General features: G+C 32.9%; 16 protein-coding genes and 1 pseudogene. 7 read left to right on the top strand and 10 right to left on the bottom strand.

Annotated features, from left to right (window positions below; all coding sequences use genetic code 11):
* Positions 1-22 precede the first annotated feature (22 nt).
* Positions 23-994, bottom strand: coding sequence for a glycosyltransferase family 2 protein (locus DT250_RS09260; protein WP_001170707.1), 972 nt, complete (start codon positions 992-994; stop codon positions 23-25).
* Positions 995-1,030: 36 nt separating this feature from the next.
* A complete protein-coding gene (locus tag DT250_RS09255; protein ID WP_000413287.1) occupies positions 1,031-1,414 on the bottom strand; it encodes a GtrA family protein in 384 nt (127 codons plus the stop codon).
* Between the two features lie 434 nt (positions 1,415-1,848).
* Between DT250_RS09255 and DT250_RS09250 the strand changes: the two genes are divergently transcribed.
* Positions 1,849-3,309, top strand: a complete 1,461-nt coding sequence (locus tag DT250_RS09250) for a glycosyltransferase family 39 protein (protein ID WP_149212974.1) — start codon at positions 1,849-1,851, stop codon at positions 3,307-3,309.
* 86 nt (positions 3,310-3,395) lie between these two features.
* Here the strand turns inward: DT250_RS09250 and DT250_RS09245 are convergent, their stop codons facing one another.
* From DT250_RS09245 to DT250_RS09225, 5 genes are all read right to left on the bottom strand, one after another.
* Complete coding sequence (locus tag DT250_RS09245) at positions 3,396-4,853, bottom strand: glycosyltransferase family 39 protein (protein ID WP_149212973.1); 1,458 nt, start codon at positions 4,851-4,853, stop codon at positions 3,396-3,398.
* Positions 4,854-4,943: 90 nt separating this feature from the next.
* Positions 4,944-6,497 (bottom strand): ABC-F family ATP-binding cassette domain-containing protein, encoded by a 1,554-nt coding sequence (locus DT250_RS09240; protein WP_046955471.1) that lies wholly within the window; start codon positions 6,495-6,497, stop codon positions 4,944-4,946.
* Between the two features lie 294 nt (positions 6,498-6,791).
* The gene (locus DT250_RS09235) at positions 6,792-8,213 is read right to left on the bottom strand and encodes an oligosaccharide flippase family protein (protein WP_046955472.1); all 1,422 of its coding nucleotides are present in this window, start codon (positions 8,211-8,213) and stop codon (positions 6,792-6,794) included.
* A gap of 93 nt (positions 8,214-8,306) precedes the next feature.
* On the bottom strand, positions 8,307-9,287 hold the full coding sequence (locus tag DT250_RS09230) for a glycosyltransferase family 2 protein (protein ID WP_149212972.1): 981 nt from the start codon (positions 9,285-9,287) through the stop codon (positions 8,307-8,309).
* Positions 9,288-9,462: 175 nt separating this feature from the next.
* Positions 9,463-9,975 (bottom strand): acyl-CoA thioesterase, encoded by a 513-nt coding sequence (locus DT250_RS09225; protein ID WP_000412136.1) that lies wholly within the window; start codon positions 9,973-9,975, stop codon positions 9,463-9,465.
* 312 nt (positions 9,976-10,287) lie between these two features.
* On the opposite strand from DT250_RS09225, the gene DT250_RS09220 reads away from it, so the two are divergent.
* Positions 10,288-11,601: an ArnT family glycosyltransferase gene (locus tag DT250_RS09220; protein ID WP_149212971.1), complete on the top strand. Its 1,314-nt coding sequence runs from the start codon at positions 10,288-10,290 to the stop codon at positions 11,599-11,601.
* A 92-nt stretch (positions 11,602-11,693) separates the two neighbouring features.
* On the opposite strand, the gene DT250_RS32670 is transcribed toward DT250_RS09220, so the two are convergent.
* From DT250_RS32670 to DT250_RS09210, 3 genes and pseudogenes are all read right to left on the bottom strand, one after another.
* Complete coding sequence (locus tag DT250_RS32670; RefSeq protein ID WP_370513122.1) at positions 11,694-12,500, bottom strand: methyl-accepting chemotaxis protein; 807 nt, start codon at positions 12,498-12,500, stop codon at positions 11,694-11,696.
* A pseudogene (locus DT250_RS32665) lies at positions 12,498-12,875 on the bottom strand (protoglobin family protein); the annotation flags it as partial. The gene DT250_RS32670 and the pseudogene DT250_RS32665, both read right to left, overlap by 3 nt.
* A gap of 251 nt (positions 12,876-13,126) precedes the next feature.
* Complete coding sequence (locus DT250_RS09210) at positions 13,127-13,759, bottom strand: trimeric intracellular cation channel family protein (protein WP_000924376.1); 633 nt, start codon at positions 13,757-13,759, stop codon at positions 13,127-13,129.
* A 271-nt stretch (positions 13,760-14,030) separates the two neighbouring features.
* Between DT250_RS09210 and DT250_RS09205 the strand changes: the two genes are divergently transcribed.
* From DT250_RS09205 to DT250_RS09180, 5 genes are all read left to right on the top strand, one after another.
* Positions 14,031-15,437: an O-antigen ligase family protein gene (locus DT250_RS09205; RefSeq protein WP_149212970.1), complete on the top strand. Its 1,407-nt coding sequence runs from the start codon at positions 14,031-14,033 to the stop codon at positions 15,435-15,437.
* Between the two features lie 77 nt (positions 15,438-15,514).
* Positions 15,515-16,615 (top strand): glycosyltransferase family 4 protein, encoded by a 1,101-nt coding sequence (locus DT250_RS09200; protein WP_000865942.1) that lies wholly within the window; start codon positions 15,515-15,517, stop codon positions 16,613-16,615.
* A 15-nt stretch (positions 16,616-16,630) separates the two neighbouring features.
* Complete coding sequence (locus DT250_RS09195; protein ID WP_046955475.1) at positions 16,631-17,371, top strand: WecB/TagA/CpsF family glycosyltransferase; 741 nt, start codon at positions 16,631-16,633, stop codon at positions 17,369-17,371.
* 291 nt (positions 17,372-17,662) lie between these two features.
* Positions 17,663-18,862 carry an MFS transporter gene (locus tag DT250_RS09185; protein WP_149212969.1) on the top strand — a complete coding sequence of 400 codons (1,200 nt, stop codon included), beginning with the start codon at positions 17,663-17,665 and terminating at the stop codon, positions 18,860-18,862.
* Between the two features lie 268 nt (positions 18,863-19,130).
* Complete coding sequence (locus DT250_RS09180; RefSeq protein WP_149212968.1) at positions 19,131-19,847, top strand: LytR/AlgR family response regulator transcription factor; 717 nt, start codon at positions 19,131-19,133, stop codon at positions 19,845-19,847.
* Positions 19,848-19,891: the final 44 nt, after the last annotated feature.

The raw sequence follows: 19,891 nt of genomic DNA, 5'->3' as shown, positions 1-19,891 counted from the left end.
GGTTTTCATTGTTACCTTTTTATTATGCATTCACTTTTTCTTTTGTTTGTGTAGTCTCTTCTTGCTCAATATTGATTGTTTCTTTTACGATATAAATCGGACGGTTTTTACTCTCGTCATAAATACGAGCAATATATTGGCCAACGATTCCAAGACCAAGTAACTGAATACCGCTAAAGAATGTAATAGCAACCATAATAGATGCCCAACCTGTTTGCGTACCAGTACCAATAATTTTTACAGTAATTGTATATAGTAAGACGATTATTGAAATAAGAACTGATAATAAACCTAAAGTCATAACGATACGTAATGGTTTTGTTGAAAATGCAATAATGCCGTCTGATGCAAATTTAATCATTTTCTTTAATGGATATTTTGTTTCACCAGCAAAGCGCTCATCGCGTTCATATTCAACATACGTTTGACGGAAGCCAACCCAAGACATCATACCGCGGATGAAGCGATTTCGTTCAGTCATTTGATTGAAAACATCAGCTACTTTGCGATCGATGATTCGGAAATCACCAGTATCTTTTGGGATATCGATATCAGACATGTAGTTTAAGAATTTATAGAAATATTTAGCTGTTAAAAGTTTAAACCAAGTCTCACCTTTACGTTGTTTACGTTTTGCATAAACAACTTCATATCCTTCTTCCCATTTTGCAATAAGTTCAGGAATAACTTCAGGTGGATCTTGTAAGTCTGCATCGATAATTACAATAGCGTCACCTTTTGCAGCAGCAATACCAGCTGTAACAGCTATTTGGTGTCCAAAGTTACGTGCGAAATTAACGATTTTTGTACGGTAATCATTTGCTGCAATCTCAGATAAGATTTCCATTGTACGGTCTGTGCTACCGTCGTTTACAAAGACAAACTCGTAATTAATATCATTTTGAAGCATAACGGACTTTAAACGGTTATAACATTCCTGTGCTACTTCTTCCTCGAAGTACATAGGAACTACAACCGAAATTAATTTTTGCATGTTGTATCCTCCGTATTTTTAATAAGTTGTTCAAATTTAATTAGTAGCCTTTTCAGTTTGGTTGAATGTCCAAATTTTATTAAGGACAAAATTGATAACCATTCCGACACCAATTGCAAAAATCTGTGCGATTAACGCATTAAAGGTAAGTTTATCTACTAATATAAATAAACATAATGTATTAAAAGCAAATACAATTAAATTTACAGTTAGAAATTTAAAGAACATTGACGTGCTTTTATTATTAGGTTTAAACACCCAATTTTTATTCCAATAGTAGCTATTGGCAACACCAATTGAATAGGCAATGGTATTTGCAATAAGGTAGTTCATCCCAAATTTTAATAATATCCAAAAGCTAATAATTGTAATAAGCGTATTAAAGATTCCTACTAAACCAAACTTTAAGAGTTTCTCCATAATAGTATCCTCATCTTTATAAAATATATAAATAAAATAGGAAATGCAGAAAGATTATTCATACATAACAACTATCAATTATAGCATAGTTTATATTGAAGTGTTAATGAAATTGAGTAGATCTAATGTTTCGGTAATTTAAGCTTGTGGATATTTAATTGAACGTATTATTTCTATGTATATTTATTAATATAGTTATTTATTCGATTAATTAGTTACAGGGAGTTGAATATGGAAATATCAAAATGATTCATGTATAGTGATTTGTAATACGGTTTGTACGTCATTATTGAGGATACTTGAATAATTATACATACAGTAATGAAAATAAGAATGTTTTTGATTTTCATTACTGTTGATTAGTTATAAAGTTCTTCAGTCTTATACAGTACATAACGGTGTTTTTGTACCAACGTTTAAAGGAGTAGATTGTATTGGGATTATTTTCAAAAGGGTTATCGACTCTTTCTACACGTGCAGTATACATGATATATGTCTTTTTTGCCTCAATATTAATTATGGATTATTTTTCGGATACGCAAAAATATAATTACACAATGATAGTAACTGGGGTTGTACTTTTGTGTACAATTGGGTCCTATGTACTTAAAAAAAGTTCTTTATATTTAGAAAAATTCAATGAGAAAAAATGCTTTTTTGTGTTAGTAATTGTTTGCTTAGCAGTTAAATTAACGTGGGTTCTTACATACAAAATTCAGCCATTGGTTGATTATGCTACGTTTTATTATACTGCAGAAGCATTAAGTAAAGAATTTGTTATTGATAATAATTATATTGCATTATTTCCACATATTTTTGGTTACGCCTCATTTTTAAGTATTTTCTTAAAAATATTTGGAGCTAGTCATATGGTAGCGCCTATTGTAAATGTTGTTTTAACTACAATATCAATGGGGTTAATATATGTTATAGCTAGAAAAATTGGTGGAGTTAGAACAGCAATAACAGCAAGTATTTTATGGATAGTATTGCCTTCGCAAACGATTTATAACATGTTTGCATTGTCAGAGCCGTTGTATTGTACACTACTATTATTAATTTGGACAGTTATGATAAGTGTTCATGAGAAGATTCACAATATGAGTATAAAAAAATTACTTGTGTATTCGATTTTATTAGCGGCGCTACTTGTATTAATGAATATGGTACGACCAATTGCAGCTGTTCCAATTATAGCCCTAGTAATATGGTTATTTATTATTAACACGAAGCACATAGGAAATAAAAAAATATTATTAAATAAGATAGTGTATGTAGGGGTTATCGTTATTGGGTATGTTATTTTTTCCTTGGCGAGCAATCAGTATATAACATTACGCTTAGGTGAAGAGATAGCATCAGCTCCAGGCTATAATATTTATGTGGGATTTAATCAGGAAGAATCTGGGAAGTGGAACATGCCAGATGCGGAATTATTATTTAAGTATAATAATAAACCAGGTTGGACCGCTGAGGATGCGCAGCAAAAAATGCTAGAAGAGGCGAAAAACAGAATATTAAACGACAATATCGATTTTATGAAATTATTTTCTGATAAATTCTTTGTCTTTTTAAGTGAAGATAGTGCAGCAGTTTCTTACGCCGAGCCTGTACTAGATAATGTAGTAAGATATACCGTGGCATCTAACATTTTTTATTACTTCTTAATTGTGACCTCAATATTAGGTGTATTAATAATGATAAAAAATAAAACTAAATCAATTCTATTTATGATTTGCTTATATACAATAGGGTTAACAATAGCGCAGTTATTAGTAGAAGTGGCATCAAGATATCATTATTCAGCTACAATACCTATGATAATTTTGGCTGCCTTTGGTATAAATTACGCTTACAATAAAAAAGAAAATATAGATATAAATAAAAAGGCATGAGCTTGGTATTGCACCGGGCTCATGCCTTTTCCTATTTTATTTTCATTTATTTTGATAATTAAATCCCCGTTGATCAAAGTTTCACTTTATACTTTTGAGGTCTTTCTGTTCGATATAAATCGATAGCATAAATATAGACCGTAACTTTGAAGAATTGTAAAGCTAGGAATGATGAAGTATCGGTATCTTGTTTGGTATTCGATTAAGAAATGAACAGTTACGTAACCAATTATTAATAATAAAAATAGTGTATAATGCGTGTTATTTTGCTTAGTCAATATGAGATAAAGAAGCGCTAATGTGCTAAAGAGCATAGCTGTAATGTACATATACTTTTCATATTTCGTAAGGTCATCTTTTAAAGTAATCATATCATTATCCGTGTCCCCTAGTGTCAGTAAACTCCATAATGGAGCGGAGTCGTAATCTGCCCACATGAGTGTGAACTTATCACCAAATAAAGATAAAACTCTTTGTGGATCAGCCAGTCGCTCTTGAATCAGCTTTTTTTCAGCAGCTTTGCGTTCTTCACCGATTTCAAGGGACATAATATATTCTGCATCCGCTGCAGAATAGCCACCCTTTGTTTCATGGTTAAACCCTACTGTGAATTTCCAGAGAGGGTCACGGTTAGATAATGGATATTGTGTAATTCCGGCATATATAAATGAATAACTTATAATGTAATGTACAAGGTAAAATACGACGAAAATTCCACAAAGTTTTTTAATGGAAGTGAAAATATCTTGTTTTGATTTCCCTAATATACCTTGTAAAAAGACATAAATAGTTACTGCAATTAGGATGATAGCACCAAGCGGGCGCATGATATCACCTAAAGAAAGCGAAATCCCTATAAAAATCCACATATATTTATGGCTTAGGCCTTTTGTAATTAATAAATAAAACCCAAGATAAAATAAGAATGTAGCCAGATGTTGATTTGTTAGGACTGAGCTTAATACGATGCTTGGGATATATATTGCATATAGTAAACCAGCCACACGTCCGGACCACTCATTAAATATGTGAGAAGTTATTTTGTAAACGAGTAATGTTGTTCCTGTGCAATATAATACGTTTAAGAACTTTAGAAGGAAGGTTCCTTCACCAAATAAATTAATAATAAAAGCTTGGTACATTGTAAATCCAAGTTGATAAACCCATGAAGTATAATATGTGCTTTGGGCAAAACTAAAATCTCCTTTAGTTGCTTGCACGGCTCCATTGTACATCATAGCAAAATCCGATTCGACAGGAGTTTGGATATTAAGAACCCAGATTAATCGAATAGAGAAAGCTAAAATAATAAGTGAAATAGTGAATATTAGTTTTGACATATATTTGTTGGAAATATAGCCGATTAATAAAAATAGAAGACCAATTAGAATAATAATTGGGACTATAATAAGTAAACGAGTTTGGGATTGTCCTCTAACTATGTATACGGATTGCCATGTAATAGCTGCAGAAATAATGAGACATAGCACTAACAAGGATTTTACACAAAATGTATTGAGTTTTAGAAAAAATGGACTTTGCATTATAATTAAAAACTCCTTATTGAATTTTATTGCTATTTTAAGGGGAAATCCTTTTACACACTAAGTGTGTAAAAGGATGATTTCAGGTGATTAAGAATTTTCTTGGGCCCATTGTTCTACATCCCAAGTTTTTGTTATCCAATCTTCATAAAAGTCTGGTTCGTGACATACAAGAAGAATTGTTCCTTTGTATGCTTTCATCGCTTTTTTCAGCTCATCTTTTGCTGTAACATCAAGGTGGTTTGTTGGCTCATCAAAGAGTAGCCAGTTACTTTCTTCGCCCATTAGTTTACATAAACGAACTTTTGCTTGTTCGCCACCGCTTAATTGATTCAGTGGACGAGAGATATGTTCGTTTTTTAAACCGCATTTCGCTAACATTGCACGTACTTGATGTTGGTCTAAGCTAGGGAATGTATTCCAAACATCATCAATTGGTGTTATATTATCAGCTTTTACTTCTTGCTCGAAGTATGATGGGTTTAAGAAGTCACCAAGACTTGTTTTTCCGCTTAATGGTTTAATTTTACCTAAAATCGTTTTTAATAGTGTTGACTTACCGACACCATTACATCCAACGATTGCAATTTTTTCACCACGTTCGATTGTCATCGTTAATTTTGGTAATAACGGATGTGTATATCCAATCTCTACATTTTCTCCTTCAAAGACGAATCGGCTACTTGCGCGACTCTCTTTAAATGAGAATTCAGGTTTAATTGCTGTTTCAGGACGATCGATACGTTCCATACGATCGAGTTGTTTTTGACGACTCTTTGCACGACCTGTCGTTGAGTAGCGCGCTTTATTTTTCGCAATAAAATCTTCTTGTTTTTTAATAAACTCTTTTTGTTTTTCGTAAGCATTAATATGCTGATTTTTATTAATTTCCGCTAGTTCTAGGAATTTTTCATATGTCGCTGTATAACGCGTCATTTTTGTAAACTCTAGATGGAAAATAACATCGACACATTTATTCATAAATTCCGTATCATGGGAAATTAATAGGAATGCATGTGGATATTCTTTTAAATAATTTGTTAACCAATGAATATGTTCAACGTCTAAATAGTTGGTAGGCTCATCTAATAGTAGTACTTCTGGTTGTTCAAGTAGTAACTTTGCAAGTAATACTTTTGTACGTTGTCCACCACTTAACGCCGCAACATCACGATCTAGGCCAATTGCGTCAATTCCAAGACCACGTGCTGCTTCTTCAATTTTCATATCTAATAAATAGAAGCCACCTGCTTCAAGGGCATCTTGAATTTCCGCCATTTGCTCAAGAAGCTCCTCTAATTCTTCTGGTGTAGCAGTTCCCATTTTTTCTGTAACTTCATTTAAAGCTTTTTCTTTTTCAAATAAAGGTAAAAACGCATCTGCTAATACGTCACGGATCGTGCGACCAGGTGTTAAAATGGTATGTTGGTCTAAGTAACCGTAATTTGTACCAGGCGTCCATTCTACACGACCTTCGTCATGGATAAGCTGACCAGTAATTATATTCATAAATGTTGATTTACCAACACCGTTTGCTCCAACTAATCCAACGTGTTCCCCTGCAAGTAAGCGCATAGATACATCTTTAAATAATGTACGATCACCAAATGTATGACCTAATTTTTCAACAGTTAATAAGCTCATAATGTCCTCCGTTCATTTCTAAATAGTGTCTTGAATCATGATACTAAATTCTTTGATATAATGCTATCATTTCAAAAATGTATATTTTTGAAAATAGATTTTTGTATTATTCTGGAAGAGAATAAGGGCATTCTGTCTAAAACTCCATATCTATGAGGGATTAAAAGAAATAATTTTACATACGAATAATAATAGTAAATAAAAAGTCGCTTTCTTTCTCATAAATTCGAGAAAGAAAGCGACTTTTATCCCGCATTAACACGCTGTAAAATTTCCGCTGATTAAAGTTTCGCTTTATGCTATGTTCTTGCCAAGCTTTTTATTTACGAACCCTAAAAGTAACCTGCGTATTTGTGGATCAATGGCAAGGCCGATAATGCCGTACAATATACCAGTAAGTGTTAAAGCTACTAATGGTGGCAAGCTAATTAATATTGTTCGGTATAGAACGTAACTAATTATAAATGCGAGACTATTAAATATAATTCCTTTAAATAATAGTCCGAAACCTTTACGGACAAATAAAGTAAATCCAATTAATAAAGTAACTTCAGTAAGGACAGCTGCTACAGAAGCTCCCATCACTCCAAATTTGCTACCTAAAATGATGTAACTTATGATGGCAACAACCAATCCAATTCCCATTATTGTCGCACGCTTCCACTGTTGTCCGATTGTTGTTAAGTTATCGGCAAGTGGATAGTTGATAGATTGTAAAATGACCATAAAGGCTAAAATTGCAAGTGCATCACCAGCTGGTGCATATTTTTCACCTAATAAAGTTACAATCCAAAAACTCGGATCGGCAATAAATGGGATAGAAATTCCCATACCTAAGAAGGACATAAGTTTTAATTCAAACTGAGATAGCCTTCTATGTTCTTCAATATTTTTTTCATTTCCGAAAGCGAATAATTTTGGATAAAAGGCTGCTGCAATTACACCAGGTATTTGGTAAAGTACAGCAGGTATTTTATAGGCAGCCCCAAAGAATCCAACTTGTTCATGTATTGAAACTTTTTCTAATATAATAGGACCTAACTGCGGTAAAAGCATAATAATAATGCCATTAATTGTGAAAATAAGCAGTTGATCTAAAATTCCTTTGTCCCAGCCTTTATGAACTTTTGTATGGCGGAGTACCATTAAGAAGGCGATAAGCCCTGTTACAAGACTGGATATCCCGTACATAGCAGCGACCATCATAAGTGACCATTTAAATGACATTCCTATTAGAAGCGCAGCAGCTGCTGTTATACCTTGCAGTACAGAAATAATCGCTGTAAATTGCATACGCTCTGTTACTTGGAAATAAGCCATCCCAACGCCTTGTAAAGTGGCTCCAAACATGGTTGGTAGTACAACCCAATATACCATGGCACGTAAATAGGCATCCGTGTAGAAGAACTGAGCGAAAATAGCGAAGAGTACAGAAATTACGATAGCTAATACTAAACGAATCCGTAAATAACTACTTATTAATACACTAATGTTAGCGTCGCTTCTTGTTCCTTCACGCATAAACGTATGTGTCAAACCTGCATCTGTAAAATAACAAATGACAGCGGAAACTGCTAATGCAACTGTAAACTTCCCATACTCATCTGGTGAAACATATCTTGCAAAGAGAATTGTAGCAATAGCAAGTACAAATCGAACAGTAATATTTCCTACAAAGAGGTAGGAGGCATTTTTAAGGATTTTGTTTGTTTTCATGGGAAAAGACCTTTCTATTCGTCAGGACATACTTGTCCTATTTGTAAATTTAATTTGTTTACGGCAAAAATGTTTAAAAGCATATTCTTTTATTTAAGAAAATAAAAATTTGATGCGTACAAACCAAAGCATAGCATATAACTTCTTACTTCGTTTTCCATTTTTCGAATAGATTTTGCGGCAATATTTCTTTATATCGCTTTTGATTAATTGAACCTTGGATTTATCTAGTTTAGTGTGTCCTTTAATATATATACAAGCATTGTTAATGACTGTATATGGGAATAGATAAGTTTCAAGTATTTCAATCAGTTCTGTAGAATCATTTGTGATCAAGTCTTTTGATTTATTATGAATCCAATCTTTCATTCGATTAAATACTTCTAATTCTTTTGTCGTTTTTAATTCATAATCTTTATAATTTGAAGAAAGATTTCCTCCTGATAGGATTCGATAATACGTTAAATATTCATCCACATAACATACATTTGTTACACTCATTAATTTAAAAAGAAATTCTAAGTCTTCTCCCCAGCTACATCCTGGTGTAAAACGAATGTTATGATCCATCACGATTGATTTTTTGAAAATCCAAGTACTTGTTTGGGCAAAAACTTGATGTGTTAAGAACGCCTTTGTCATATTCCCTTTTACAAAGTTTGTCGTGTTTTCAACTTTTTCACCAGTTTCTTCGTAAAAGTTCATATATCCACAATAGCAGGCATTCATATTGTTTTTGTGCATGCTTTCAATTTGCTTTTCAATTTTTGTTGAATGCCATAAATCATCACTATCAAGAAAAGAAATATATTCTCCATTTGCATTTTCAATTCCTGTATTACGAGCAACGGAAACGCCTTGATTTTCTTGTAAAATATATTTTATTTGTTCAGGGTATTTTTTCTTGAAATCTTTCACGATAGAAGATGATTGATCTTTACTTCCATCATCAACAATTACAATTTCAATATTTTTATATGTTTGATTCAGTATTGATTCCATCGTCTCTTCAATGTATTTTTCCGCATTATACAGCGGGACAATAACGGAAACGAGTTGAGTTTGTTCCATCATATAATTATTATCTCCTCAAATTTTTTATGTTGTACACTATATAGGCCTTTTGCAAGGAAGAAGATTACAAGAACATCTGTATAAGTTTACCGCATATAAACTTTGTAAATCAACACTATGTATTTTATAAAAAAACCTTCCTTTTTGATTTGTAAAAAGGAAGGTAAATCAGTTATTACATATTCCAAGGTTTACTTAATGTTAATACTTCAGCCATTTCTTTGCTTTTTAAACGTCCTTTTTTTCTATTTTCTGCACGCTCTGAACCAGTTGTGTGTAGCCAATGTTCTTCTTCCGTTTCAGGTAGTACTTGTGGAACAGATGAAGGTTTTCCATCTTTTAACGCAACGAATGTAATGAAACATGTTGCAGCTATTCTCCGTTCGCCTGCTAATAAATTCTCTGCAATTACTTTTACGAACACTTCCATTGAAGATTTTCCTGTATAACATACGAATGCTTCGTAACAAACAGAATCTGATTGGTGAATTGGAGTTAAGAAATCAACAGAATCGATAGATGCCGTTACACAATGTTTACGGCTATGTCTTGCAGCTGCAATTGAAGCGATACTATCAATTTCTGCTAATAATTTCCCTCCGAAAAGTGTTTGATGATTATTTAAATCATTCGGAAAAACACGTGTTGTTTTAATTGCTTTGGATTCTCGCATGAATTTCTTTTCCATATGGTCAGCCCCTATTTTCTGTTTTCAATCAGAATGACATGTATTGTAAATGGAGTACAAAAGTATTAAAAATCTATAGATATTTAATGAAGTAAACAATTCCAGAAGAGGGTTTGCAAAACTTCTGTATTTGTATTCATGTAACTGAAAGAAAATTTATCATATATAAAATGTAGTGTAAAAGAGGATTCGCTTACATTGCAAGTGAAAAAATTAGGACCCTGTATTTGTCATAGAAATTCCCTATCAGCTGTGTGCCTATTCATGATAGAATCGTTTTGTTATGAATGGAAATAGAGGTGCAATGGACATATGAATCATATACAAACAAATTTTTCGTCTTTTTTTAGTAAAATAATGATTGGTGCGATGCTCGCATTTTTTGTTTATAGTTGTTGGTCAGCGTTTAAAACAAGTAAACAATTTTTTGGCGACAGTACAACAAGTGTATCAATCGTATTAGTTATTTTTGTTATTCTCATGCTGTTAGTGGCATCGATTTTACAGTATCGTTTTACAGATAAACAATTTCTTGTTTTTCTTATAAGTACATCTATAATTGTGAGACTTAGCATGGTTCTATTTGTAGACGTTCCGATAACCGGTGATATGAAAGCAATTTTTGAGTCTGCAAAGCAGATTGCAATTGGTAATAACGTAGAGAACATAGCGCAGTTACCTTTTATTATTTATGAATCAATTATTATTCGTGTATTTGGTGATACAGTATTTGCATTGCAGTTATTTAATATTTTATTTTGCACAGGGACTGCATTTTTCATTTATCGCATTGCAGCAATCGTTTTTGGAGAGGAATGCGGCCGTATTGCGTCTGTATTTTACGCTTTATATATTCCGAATATATTTATGAGTTCCTTATTAACACCGGAATCACTCGCGATATTTTTATTTTATTTGGCGTGCTACATACTTTTATATAAAGGTTTAGATCATTCTTATATGTGGGTACTTTCAGCAATTTTATTTGCATGCAGTAATATGATTTTCCCAATGGGATTATTCCTTCCTATTTTTATTGCTGTATATGTGTTGCTAATTGAACTCTCTCAATCAGCAATGAAGCAAAAAGTACTATTAAAGATGATAGGGATACTTATTCTATTTTATAGTGCTCATTTTGGTGTGAGTTATGGAATTCAGACAATGGGAATGTCACAATATACAATTTCAAATGAGACGTATGTTCAATCAGTTTTAATTGGAAAAGGTAAAAATGAGGAAAAAATAACAAAGAATCAAAGCGTAACAGAGCATATTGATCAAAGGCTAAAAGAGATTGAAGAAGAAAGATTTAAACTTTTAAAGCCGGTAATTAATCAATTCTCAGGTGAGGGCATACATTCTATTCTATTTAAATGTGAAAAACTTATATATATAACGGTAACATTATTTATGTCTATAGCTTTATTACACTTTCTTATTAAGAAACAACAAAACGAAGGATATATGTTGTTCTTATTGTTAATTAGTGGATACGTATTGTTAAGACTCTTCCAAGTAGATATGACATATTACAACCTTATAGTGCCAGCTTTGTTTATTTTGCAAAGCTTTGGTGTTTATATGAGTTATGTGTATTGTCAAAAAATATTCTTCAGAAAATAAAAAGAATCCAGTTTGGATTCTTTTTTTATGGATGGGAGATGAGGACTAAGAGTCAGCAGAGATGAAAAAATTCTACTGACATAAGCTTTATCCTATCGATTCAGTTCTAGCTGTAAACTATCAGCTGTTAGAGCCATTTTTGAGGAATCGTCTTGAATTCCTTTCATTACTTGTGAAATGGTTTCTAACTCATTTTCAATTTTTTTATTTTGTTCTTTCGAGTTAGACATGTCTTTTACGATTTCTTGGAAGTATTGATCTGTTGCAGACATACTATCCGTTCCTTCAGATACGAGAGAGCTAATTTGTTTCACTGAAGAAGAGACACGAATAATTTGTTCATTTGTTTTTTCAACGAGCTTTGTAACATTGAATATAGATTCTTTCGTTTGCTCTGATAACTTTCGAATTTCTCCAGCTACAACAGAAAACCCTTTGCCGAATTCCCCAGCACGCGCAGATTCAATTGCAGCGTTTAGTGCGAGTAAATTTGTTTGCTCTGCAATTGATTTTACAATATCTATAATCTCGTTAATTTTGTTAGAAATATCGAGAAGTTCATGAGTATCTGTAATAATCGTTTCCATGTTTGTTTGAATGTATTCCATTCGTTTATTCTGCTGATTTAATTGTTCTTTCCCTTTATTCGCTTTTTCTTCTGATGTTGTAGCTAATGATGTACCTGTTTTGGCAATTTCTACAATTGTTTCAGATTTAGCGGTTAACTGTTGAATAGAAGTGCTCGTTTTTTCAGATACAGATGCTAGTTCTGTTGCAATATGCGTAATGGTCATAGCTGTTATTTCTTTTTCTTTTTCAAGTTCTTTTTGCATTCTTTCATATTCAGATTCATAAGCCGCAATAACGAGTTCTTGTTCAAGAGTAAACAATTTATTTATTACGTTTATGGAATAAGAAAAATCGTCAATTGTTGTAATTTTCGTTTTTAAAATCTTTATGATAGAGCGGAATAATTCTTGATAAGCAGCTGTATACCACTTTCTATGTAACCCAATTTGTACATGCCTTTTTGCAATTCTAACGCGTTGTTCAATAAAATCTTCATGCATATCTCCGCTGAATAATTCTTTTATATGCGTTTTTAAAGTTTGCTTTAATTTTGGAATAGAGCTATAACGTTCAATAATAGTAATTAAATTAGGTTGTTTTGTAATATTGGCATAGAATTTTTCCGTAATCCAATCAATTTCTTCATAAATAAAGGGCTGTAGTACCTTTACGATTTGTAAATCTTCTTTTGAAATATGTAGCATATCCATTTGAATCTGCAGTTCAGAATTAGTAGGCACGTTAAAAGTGATTTTTTGATCCTTACTTAATTCAAGTATACTGGCGTTTGTTTTATTTGTATGTTTTTTAAAAACCCCAAGCATCGTTTTTCCCCCCTGTGTATAAAGCGTTTTCATTTTTTGATTCTAATATAATTATATATTTTTATATGCAATTACTCTATATTAGTGTGTAGAATAGTATATAAATTAAGAGAATTCTATGTAGAATTCTCTTAATGGCCTTTATTAATTTTAGCATGTGTTTTAAAGAAAACTGGGAAATGTACATTATATATTACAGTGACAACACGAATAATGAATGTTACTAATAAACAGACATAGAAAGCTAATACGTGTGCCCCCATTGCATATGTGATTAGGAAACTAATTGCTCCTAAAATAGAAGCGATTGCGTAAATCTCTTTTCGGAATACGTAGGGGATATCTTGAGCACAAATGTCACGCAAAATACCGCCTCCAATACCTGTAATGACTCCCATTGAAACAACTAAAAATGAGGCGTCAACATGATGTGACATTGCCGCATTTGCACCAATAGCTGTAAAAACACCTAAGCCAACAGCATCAGAAAGCATAATAACGACTTGTAGTTTATTGATACGCTCAAAAAACATACAAGTAAATAATGCTGATAACACGCTTACGAAAAAGTAAATGGGTTTAACAAATGCGACAGGAGGCAGGTTACCGATCATAATATCACGAATAATACCGCCGCCGAGCGCAGTAGCTACAGCTAAACAAAGGACACCGAATAAATCTAAATCTTTTTTTAAACCAACTAATGTACCGGAAATAGCAGCGGCGATAATGCCAAGAAACGTAAATATGTCGATTAATAACATTGCTGTAATCCCTTCCTCCTAAAGATGTTCCAGAGAAAAAATATACACTAAAGTTATGTAAATAACAATGCATTTTCGTTACATGTAGAAAAAAAGAAAAAATGGGGAAAGAAAGCGCTTGAAAATGCAAATATGCTTTTTTCTATAAGGTAAGATTGGGGAGAAATGTGAGACGTTTAATTAAAAAATATATGTTATAATAAATATTTGAGATGAGAAAAAAATATTAAAAGTATAGATTGAAATTAGGTAATAGTTATGGAGGTTCTAGATGTTAAGCGAAAATAGTAAAAGTAATAAATTTGAAAATTTTCTACTAATCTTTATTTTGCTGCAACCAATTTTAGATTTGCTCACGGCATTCTGTATAATGGTTTTAAAAATTGATACGACCATTGGAGTTATTACACGCTTATTCGTTATGTTCTTAAGCGGGATATATATTTTAATTCAAACGAAGAAACAAGGAAATATAAAATATATATTGTATATAATTTTAGTAGGAATAGTCTTCACCATCGGATTGGTAAATAATAAGCTTACAAAAGATCCTATGGTACTTTCAGAGGAAATTAAGTTTATAGCAAAAGCTTTATATCCGTTTGTTATGCTTACTTGTTATGTATTTGTATTTAAGTCCTTAAAAGAAAAAGGTCATTCAAAAATGCGTGACTATATTACGTATGCATCATTAATTATTGGAATAGTAATGGTAGTTTCGATTGCAACTGGAACAGATTACAATAATTATGAATGGTTAAAATTAGGATCACGCGGTTGGTTTTATGCAGGTAATGAGTTAGGATCTATTTTAGCCATCATGTGTCCGATTGTTATTTTATATTCAATTGAAAAAACAAAAAGTATGAGAAAAATATACTATTGGGTTCCTTCTATTTTAGTTGTTTTTTCATTATTTGCAGTTGGTACGAAGGTTGGCATAGGAGCAATCTATGCAACAATGGCTATTGCAGTTGTTATGTGCTTTATTCAAGCCTTTATACAAGGTAAAAAAGGAAAGAAAAATATATATTTATTAAATGGTTTTATTGCAATGACTGTTTTTGTGGGAATCATGGCATACACACCTTTTTCACCATTTCTAAAAAATATGGGGATTCATGTTCAATTAATTGAAGAACAACAGACAGCGAAAAAGGAAGAGAAAGAGAAAAAGAAAGAGGAAGCTAAAGAGCATAAACCTCCTGTTACAGAAAAAGAGAAAGTGAAAGAAAAAGAAAAGGAAAAAGTTGCAGAGAAAAAAGAAGAAACGCAAGCTATTATTTTCAGTGGGCGTCAATTATTTGAACAAATGTATAAAGATTTCTATAAAGAAGCCCCAATGTCTCAAAAATTATTAGGTATGGGTTATGCTGGTAACTATAAAGCAGAGCCGAAATTAATTGAACGTGATTTTCACGATTGGTTCTATTCTTTCGGAATCATAGGGTTCATTTTATTTGTAATTCCATTCCTATATTTTGGCATTAAATTTATTGCATGCATATTTACTAAATTTAAACAAATATTCACCGTAAAATATGCAATGGTGATTGCAGCGATACTTCTCGGATTAGGTATCTCATTTATAGCTGGTCATATTTTAATGTCACCTGGAGTGAGTTTCTTCTTAGTATTAATCATGGCATATTTAATAGTTGACTTGGAAATTGAATGATAGAAAAATAAAAGCTAGCATATGTTAGCTTTTATTTTGTTATAGTAAATAAAAAGAAAAAATGGGGGATGTAAGAAATGAAAGTGTTGCATATGAATGCTGGTGCAGAAGAAGGTGGGGGGAAAACACATATTATTTCACTTTTATCTCAATTTTCAAAGGAAGAAGTGGAATTAATGGTATTTGAAGAAGGTGCGATTGCTAGAGAGGCGAGAAACCTTGGTATTCAAGTGCATGTTTTTACCCAATCATCTCGGTACGACCTATCAATTCTTTCAAAAATAAAAGCATTTATTAATGAAAATCAATTTGACATTGTGCATACACATGGCGCACGAGCAAATTTCTATCTCTCCCTCTTGAAAAAAGGTATAAAAGCGAAATGGATAATGACTGTCCACAGTGATCCAACTTTGGATTTTATGAAGAGGGGATTAAAAGGATGGGTATTTACGAAGTTAAATTTACGTTCTTTCAGGAAGGTAGATTTATTCTTTGCAATTACGGAAAACTTTAAGAGAAACATAATAAAACTAGGTGTACCAGAAGAGAAGATTTGTACGGTTTATAATGGAATCGAGTATGATAATACTCCAGCAAAACCTTATGATAAAAGTGAATTTGGCATTGATGAAGGAGTATTTACAGCTGTTCAAGTAGCGCGTCTTCATCCTGTTAAAGGTCATGATATTTTATTTGAAGCGTTACAAAAAATTAAAATTCCAAATATAAAGGTGCTCTTGCTTGGTGATGGACCTATAGAAGCAGAATTAAAAGAGATGGTGAAACAAAAGGGCTTAGAGGATAAGGTGATTTTTCTAGGTTTTCGTACAGATTCAAAAGAATTATATGCATCTGCACACATTAATTTGTTAACCTCTTATAGCGAAAGCTTCCCTCTTGTTTTATTAGAGGCGGCTAATCAACGCTTAACATCTATTGCAACAAATGTAGGTGATATGAAAAAGTTAATAGTTGATGATACGTATGGATGGATTGTACCGATTGGTGATGCGGATTCGTTAGCAAACGCGTTAGAAAATGCTTATGAAAAATGGTTGAATGGTGAATTAGAAGCGATGGGAAATCGTTTATATACTCATGCATCTACTCATTTCTCGCTAAAGAATTTGTATGAAGATACTTATAATGCATATAAAAAACTTTTACTGAAATAGAGAGGATAGTTAATCATGGAAGTAAAAACGGTTGATATTCTAGGTGTTCCTTTTTCTACAATGACAATGGATGAAACGATCCAATATTTGAAGGGACAACTAGAATTGGAGCGAACTCATACTTTTCAGGTAGTAACAGCAAATCCTGAAATTGTTATGTGTGCAAAAAAGGATGAAACATTCCATAAAACATTATTAAATACAGATTTAATTACACCTGACGGTATTGGAGTTGTAAAAGCAAGTGGTATGTTAGGTACACCTGTAAAGGAACGTGTAGCAGGTTTTGATTTAATGTGTAATCTATTTGCAAAGTTATCAGAGGAGAATAAACCGGTATCTGTTTTCTTACTTGGTGCAAAACCGCATGTTGTACAAGCTGCAGCAGATCATTTAACGAAGACATATTCAGCTGTATCTATTGTGGGTACACAAGATGGGTACTTTAAACAAGAAGAAGAAGAGAGTATCGTTTCTCGCATTCAAGAAGCAAAACCAGATTTATTACTTGTCGCGCTTGGTTTCCCAAGACAAGAGAATTTTATCCAAACTAATAAGCATCGTTTAGAAACGAAGATGGCTGTTGGAGTGGGCGGAAGTTTAGATGTATGGGCTGGAGAGGTAAAACGTGCACCAAAATGGATTCAAGCGATTAACTTAGAGTGGTTTTATAGATTGTGTAGTAATCCAACGCGCTGGCGTCGTCAGTTAGTATTAGCGGAATTTTTAAAAGAAGTCATGCGTTCGAAAAAGTAGCGGAATATCGCTACTTTTTTATTTGGTCATTTTTAATAAAGTGAGGTTTTGCTCATCCACCACTGATGGTTAACCCTCACCAATTGGACGTTTAATGGCAGTTGGTCTTCAATTTAACCTTTTTGTTTCAGCTGAATTTTGAGGTAGGAGTCTTACTGCCCTCAAATAGTGTGATAATTATTTTACTTTTGGGGAATGATGAAGGAGAATTTTTTGAACGAAAGTATTTTACTTATACAATTCACACATGTAAAATGATGTGTAAAGACAGCTGTGTAAGGAGGACTTCTTGTGGGCAAGGTGAAAGAAATTTCGAAGCGAAAGCTACTTGGTATAGCAGGGCTTGGATGGTTATTTGATGCAATGGATGTTGGAATGCTTTCATTTGTAATGGTAGCACTGCAAAAAGATTGGGGATTAAGTACGCAAGAAATGGGCTGGATAGGCAGCGTTAATTCGATTGGTATGGCAGTCGGAGCGCTCGTTTTTGGAATACTATCAGATAAAATAGGGCGGAAATCAGTCTTTATTATTACATTATTACTATTTTCTATCGGTAGTGGTTTAACTGCTTTAACGACGACACTTGCGATGTTCCTTGTTTTACGATTTTTAATTGGTATGGGGCTTGGCGGAGAGCTTCCAGTCGCATCTACATTAGTATCAGAGAGCGTTAAAGCGCATGAACGTGGCAAAATAGTTGTGCTATTAGAAAGCTTTTGGGCAGGTGGATGGCTAATTGCAGCCCTTATCTCGTATTTTGTTATTCCGAAATATGGTTGGGAAGTTGCAATGGTATTGAGCGCGGTTCCGGCACTATATGCTTTATATTTAAGATGGAATTTACCGGATTCCCCCAAATTTCAAAAGGCTGAAAAAAGACCATCTGTTATCGAAAATGTAAAGTTAGTTTGGTCTGGTGAATATCGTAAGGCAACAATTATGTTATGGATTCTATGGTTTTCTGTTGTCTTTTCTTACTATGGGATGTTCCTTTGGTTACCTAGTGTAATGGTATTAAAAGGATTTAGTTTAATAAAAAGTTTTCAGTACGTACTTATTATGACGTTAGCTCAATTGCCAGGATATTTCACGGCTGCTTGGTTTATTGAACGACTTGGTCGTAAGTTCGTTTTAGTTACGTATTTAATCGGTACAGCATGTAGTGCTTACTTGTTTGGAGTGGCAGAGTCATTAACGATATTAATCGTAGCAGGCATGTTACTATCCTTCTTTAATTTAGGTGCTTGGGGTGCATTATACGCTTATACACCGGAACAGTATCCAACGGTTATTCGTGGTACAGGTGCAGGGATGGCAGCAGCATTCGGTCGTATTGGTGGTATTCTTGGGCCGCTATTAGTAGGATATTTAGTTGCTTCACAGGCTTCACTATCACTAATATTTACGATTTTCTGTGGATCAATTTTAATTGGCGTAGTTGCTGTAATTGTACTTGGGCAAGAAACGAAGCAACGAGAATTAGTATAAGGTGAAAGTTTAATCGGTGAGGGATTTATCCCCACTGATTATTAGCCAGCACCAATTGTGTTTTTGGGGAAGTAACACTCATTTCTTCGCATTCAGTGGGTGTTACTTCCTACAAATAATGGAATGAAAGGGTAGGGGGAACCGTTGTGGTTTCCTTTTTTCTGTTTTTTTAGATAAATAATGGTATAGTAAGAAAAAGGGAATGTTTCTTATAAAAGCGAATGTATACAACAAGACATATGGACAAAAGAATTAGGTGGTTGAAGAAATGAAAATTTTACTGATCATGGAAGAAGCAGAAGAGCGAAGAAGTTTAGCTGAAAAATTTACTGAAAATATAAGGAATGTAGAATGTTTTGAAGCGAATACGGGAACAGAATCATTATTGATCATGAAAAAGCATACACCAGATTTTGTTTTCTTGAATTCAAAATTACTAGATGGAACTGGTTTTGAATATGCGAGTTTATTACGGGAAGTAAATTGTTATACGAAATTGATTTTTATGGGTGAAGATATAGAAGAGTCGATTACGGCATTTCGGTTTCAAGCATTTTATTATTTACTACGCCCATTTCGTGAGGAAGATTTGCAATTCCTTTTATATAGAATGTGTAAAGAGCAAGGCGAGAAAGCAAAGAGTTATTTGCGAAAACTACCGATAGAAGGTCAAGAGGGAATTCGGTATATTTTCCCTGAAGATATTGTATATGTAAGCAAAAATAAGGAAAACAAAACGGTTTCAATTTATACAACAGATAATCAGTATATTTCAACATATACACTTCAAGAGCTGGAAAATAAGCTAAATGTATATGATTTTTTACGTGTGCATAAAAGTTATTTAATTAATATGTCATATGTACAAGAACTAAAACCTTATTATAATGGCACATATAATCTGTATTTAGATAAATATGATGAGCAACCGATTCCAGTTAGTCGTAATTATGTGAAACGACTTCGAAATAAGATTGAATTATAGTAGGTAATGCGAATTTTTTAACATGATAAACTAAAAATCCTTCA

The sequence above is a fragment of the Bacillus sp. AR2-1 genome, assembly GCF_008368755.1.
GTDB classification, from domain to species: Bacteria; Bacillota; Bacilli; order Bacillales; family Bacillaceae_G; genus Bacillus_A; species Bacillus_A wiedmannii.
Note: the sequence above shows the minus strand (reverse complement) of the source record. Positions and strands in the feature narration are given on the sequence as shown.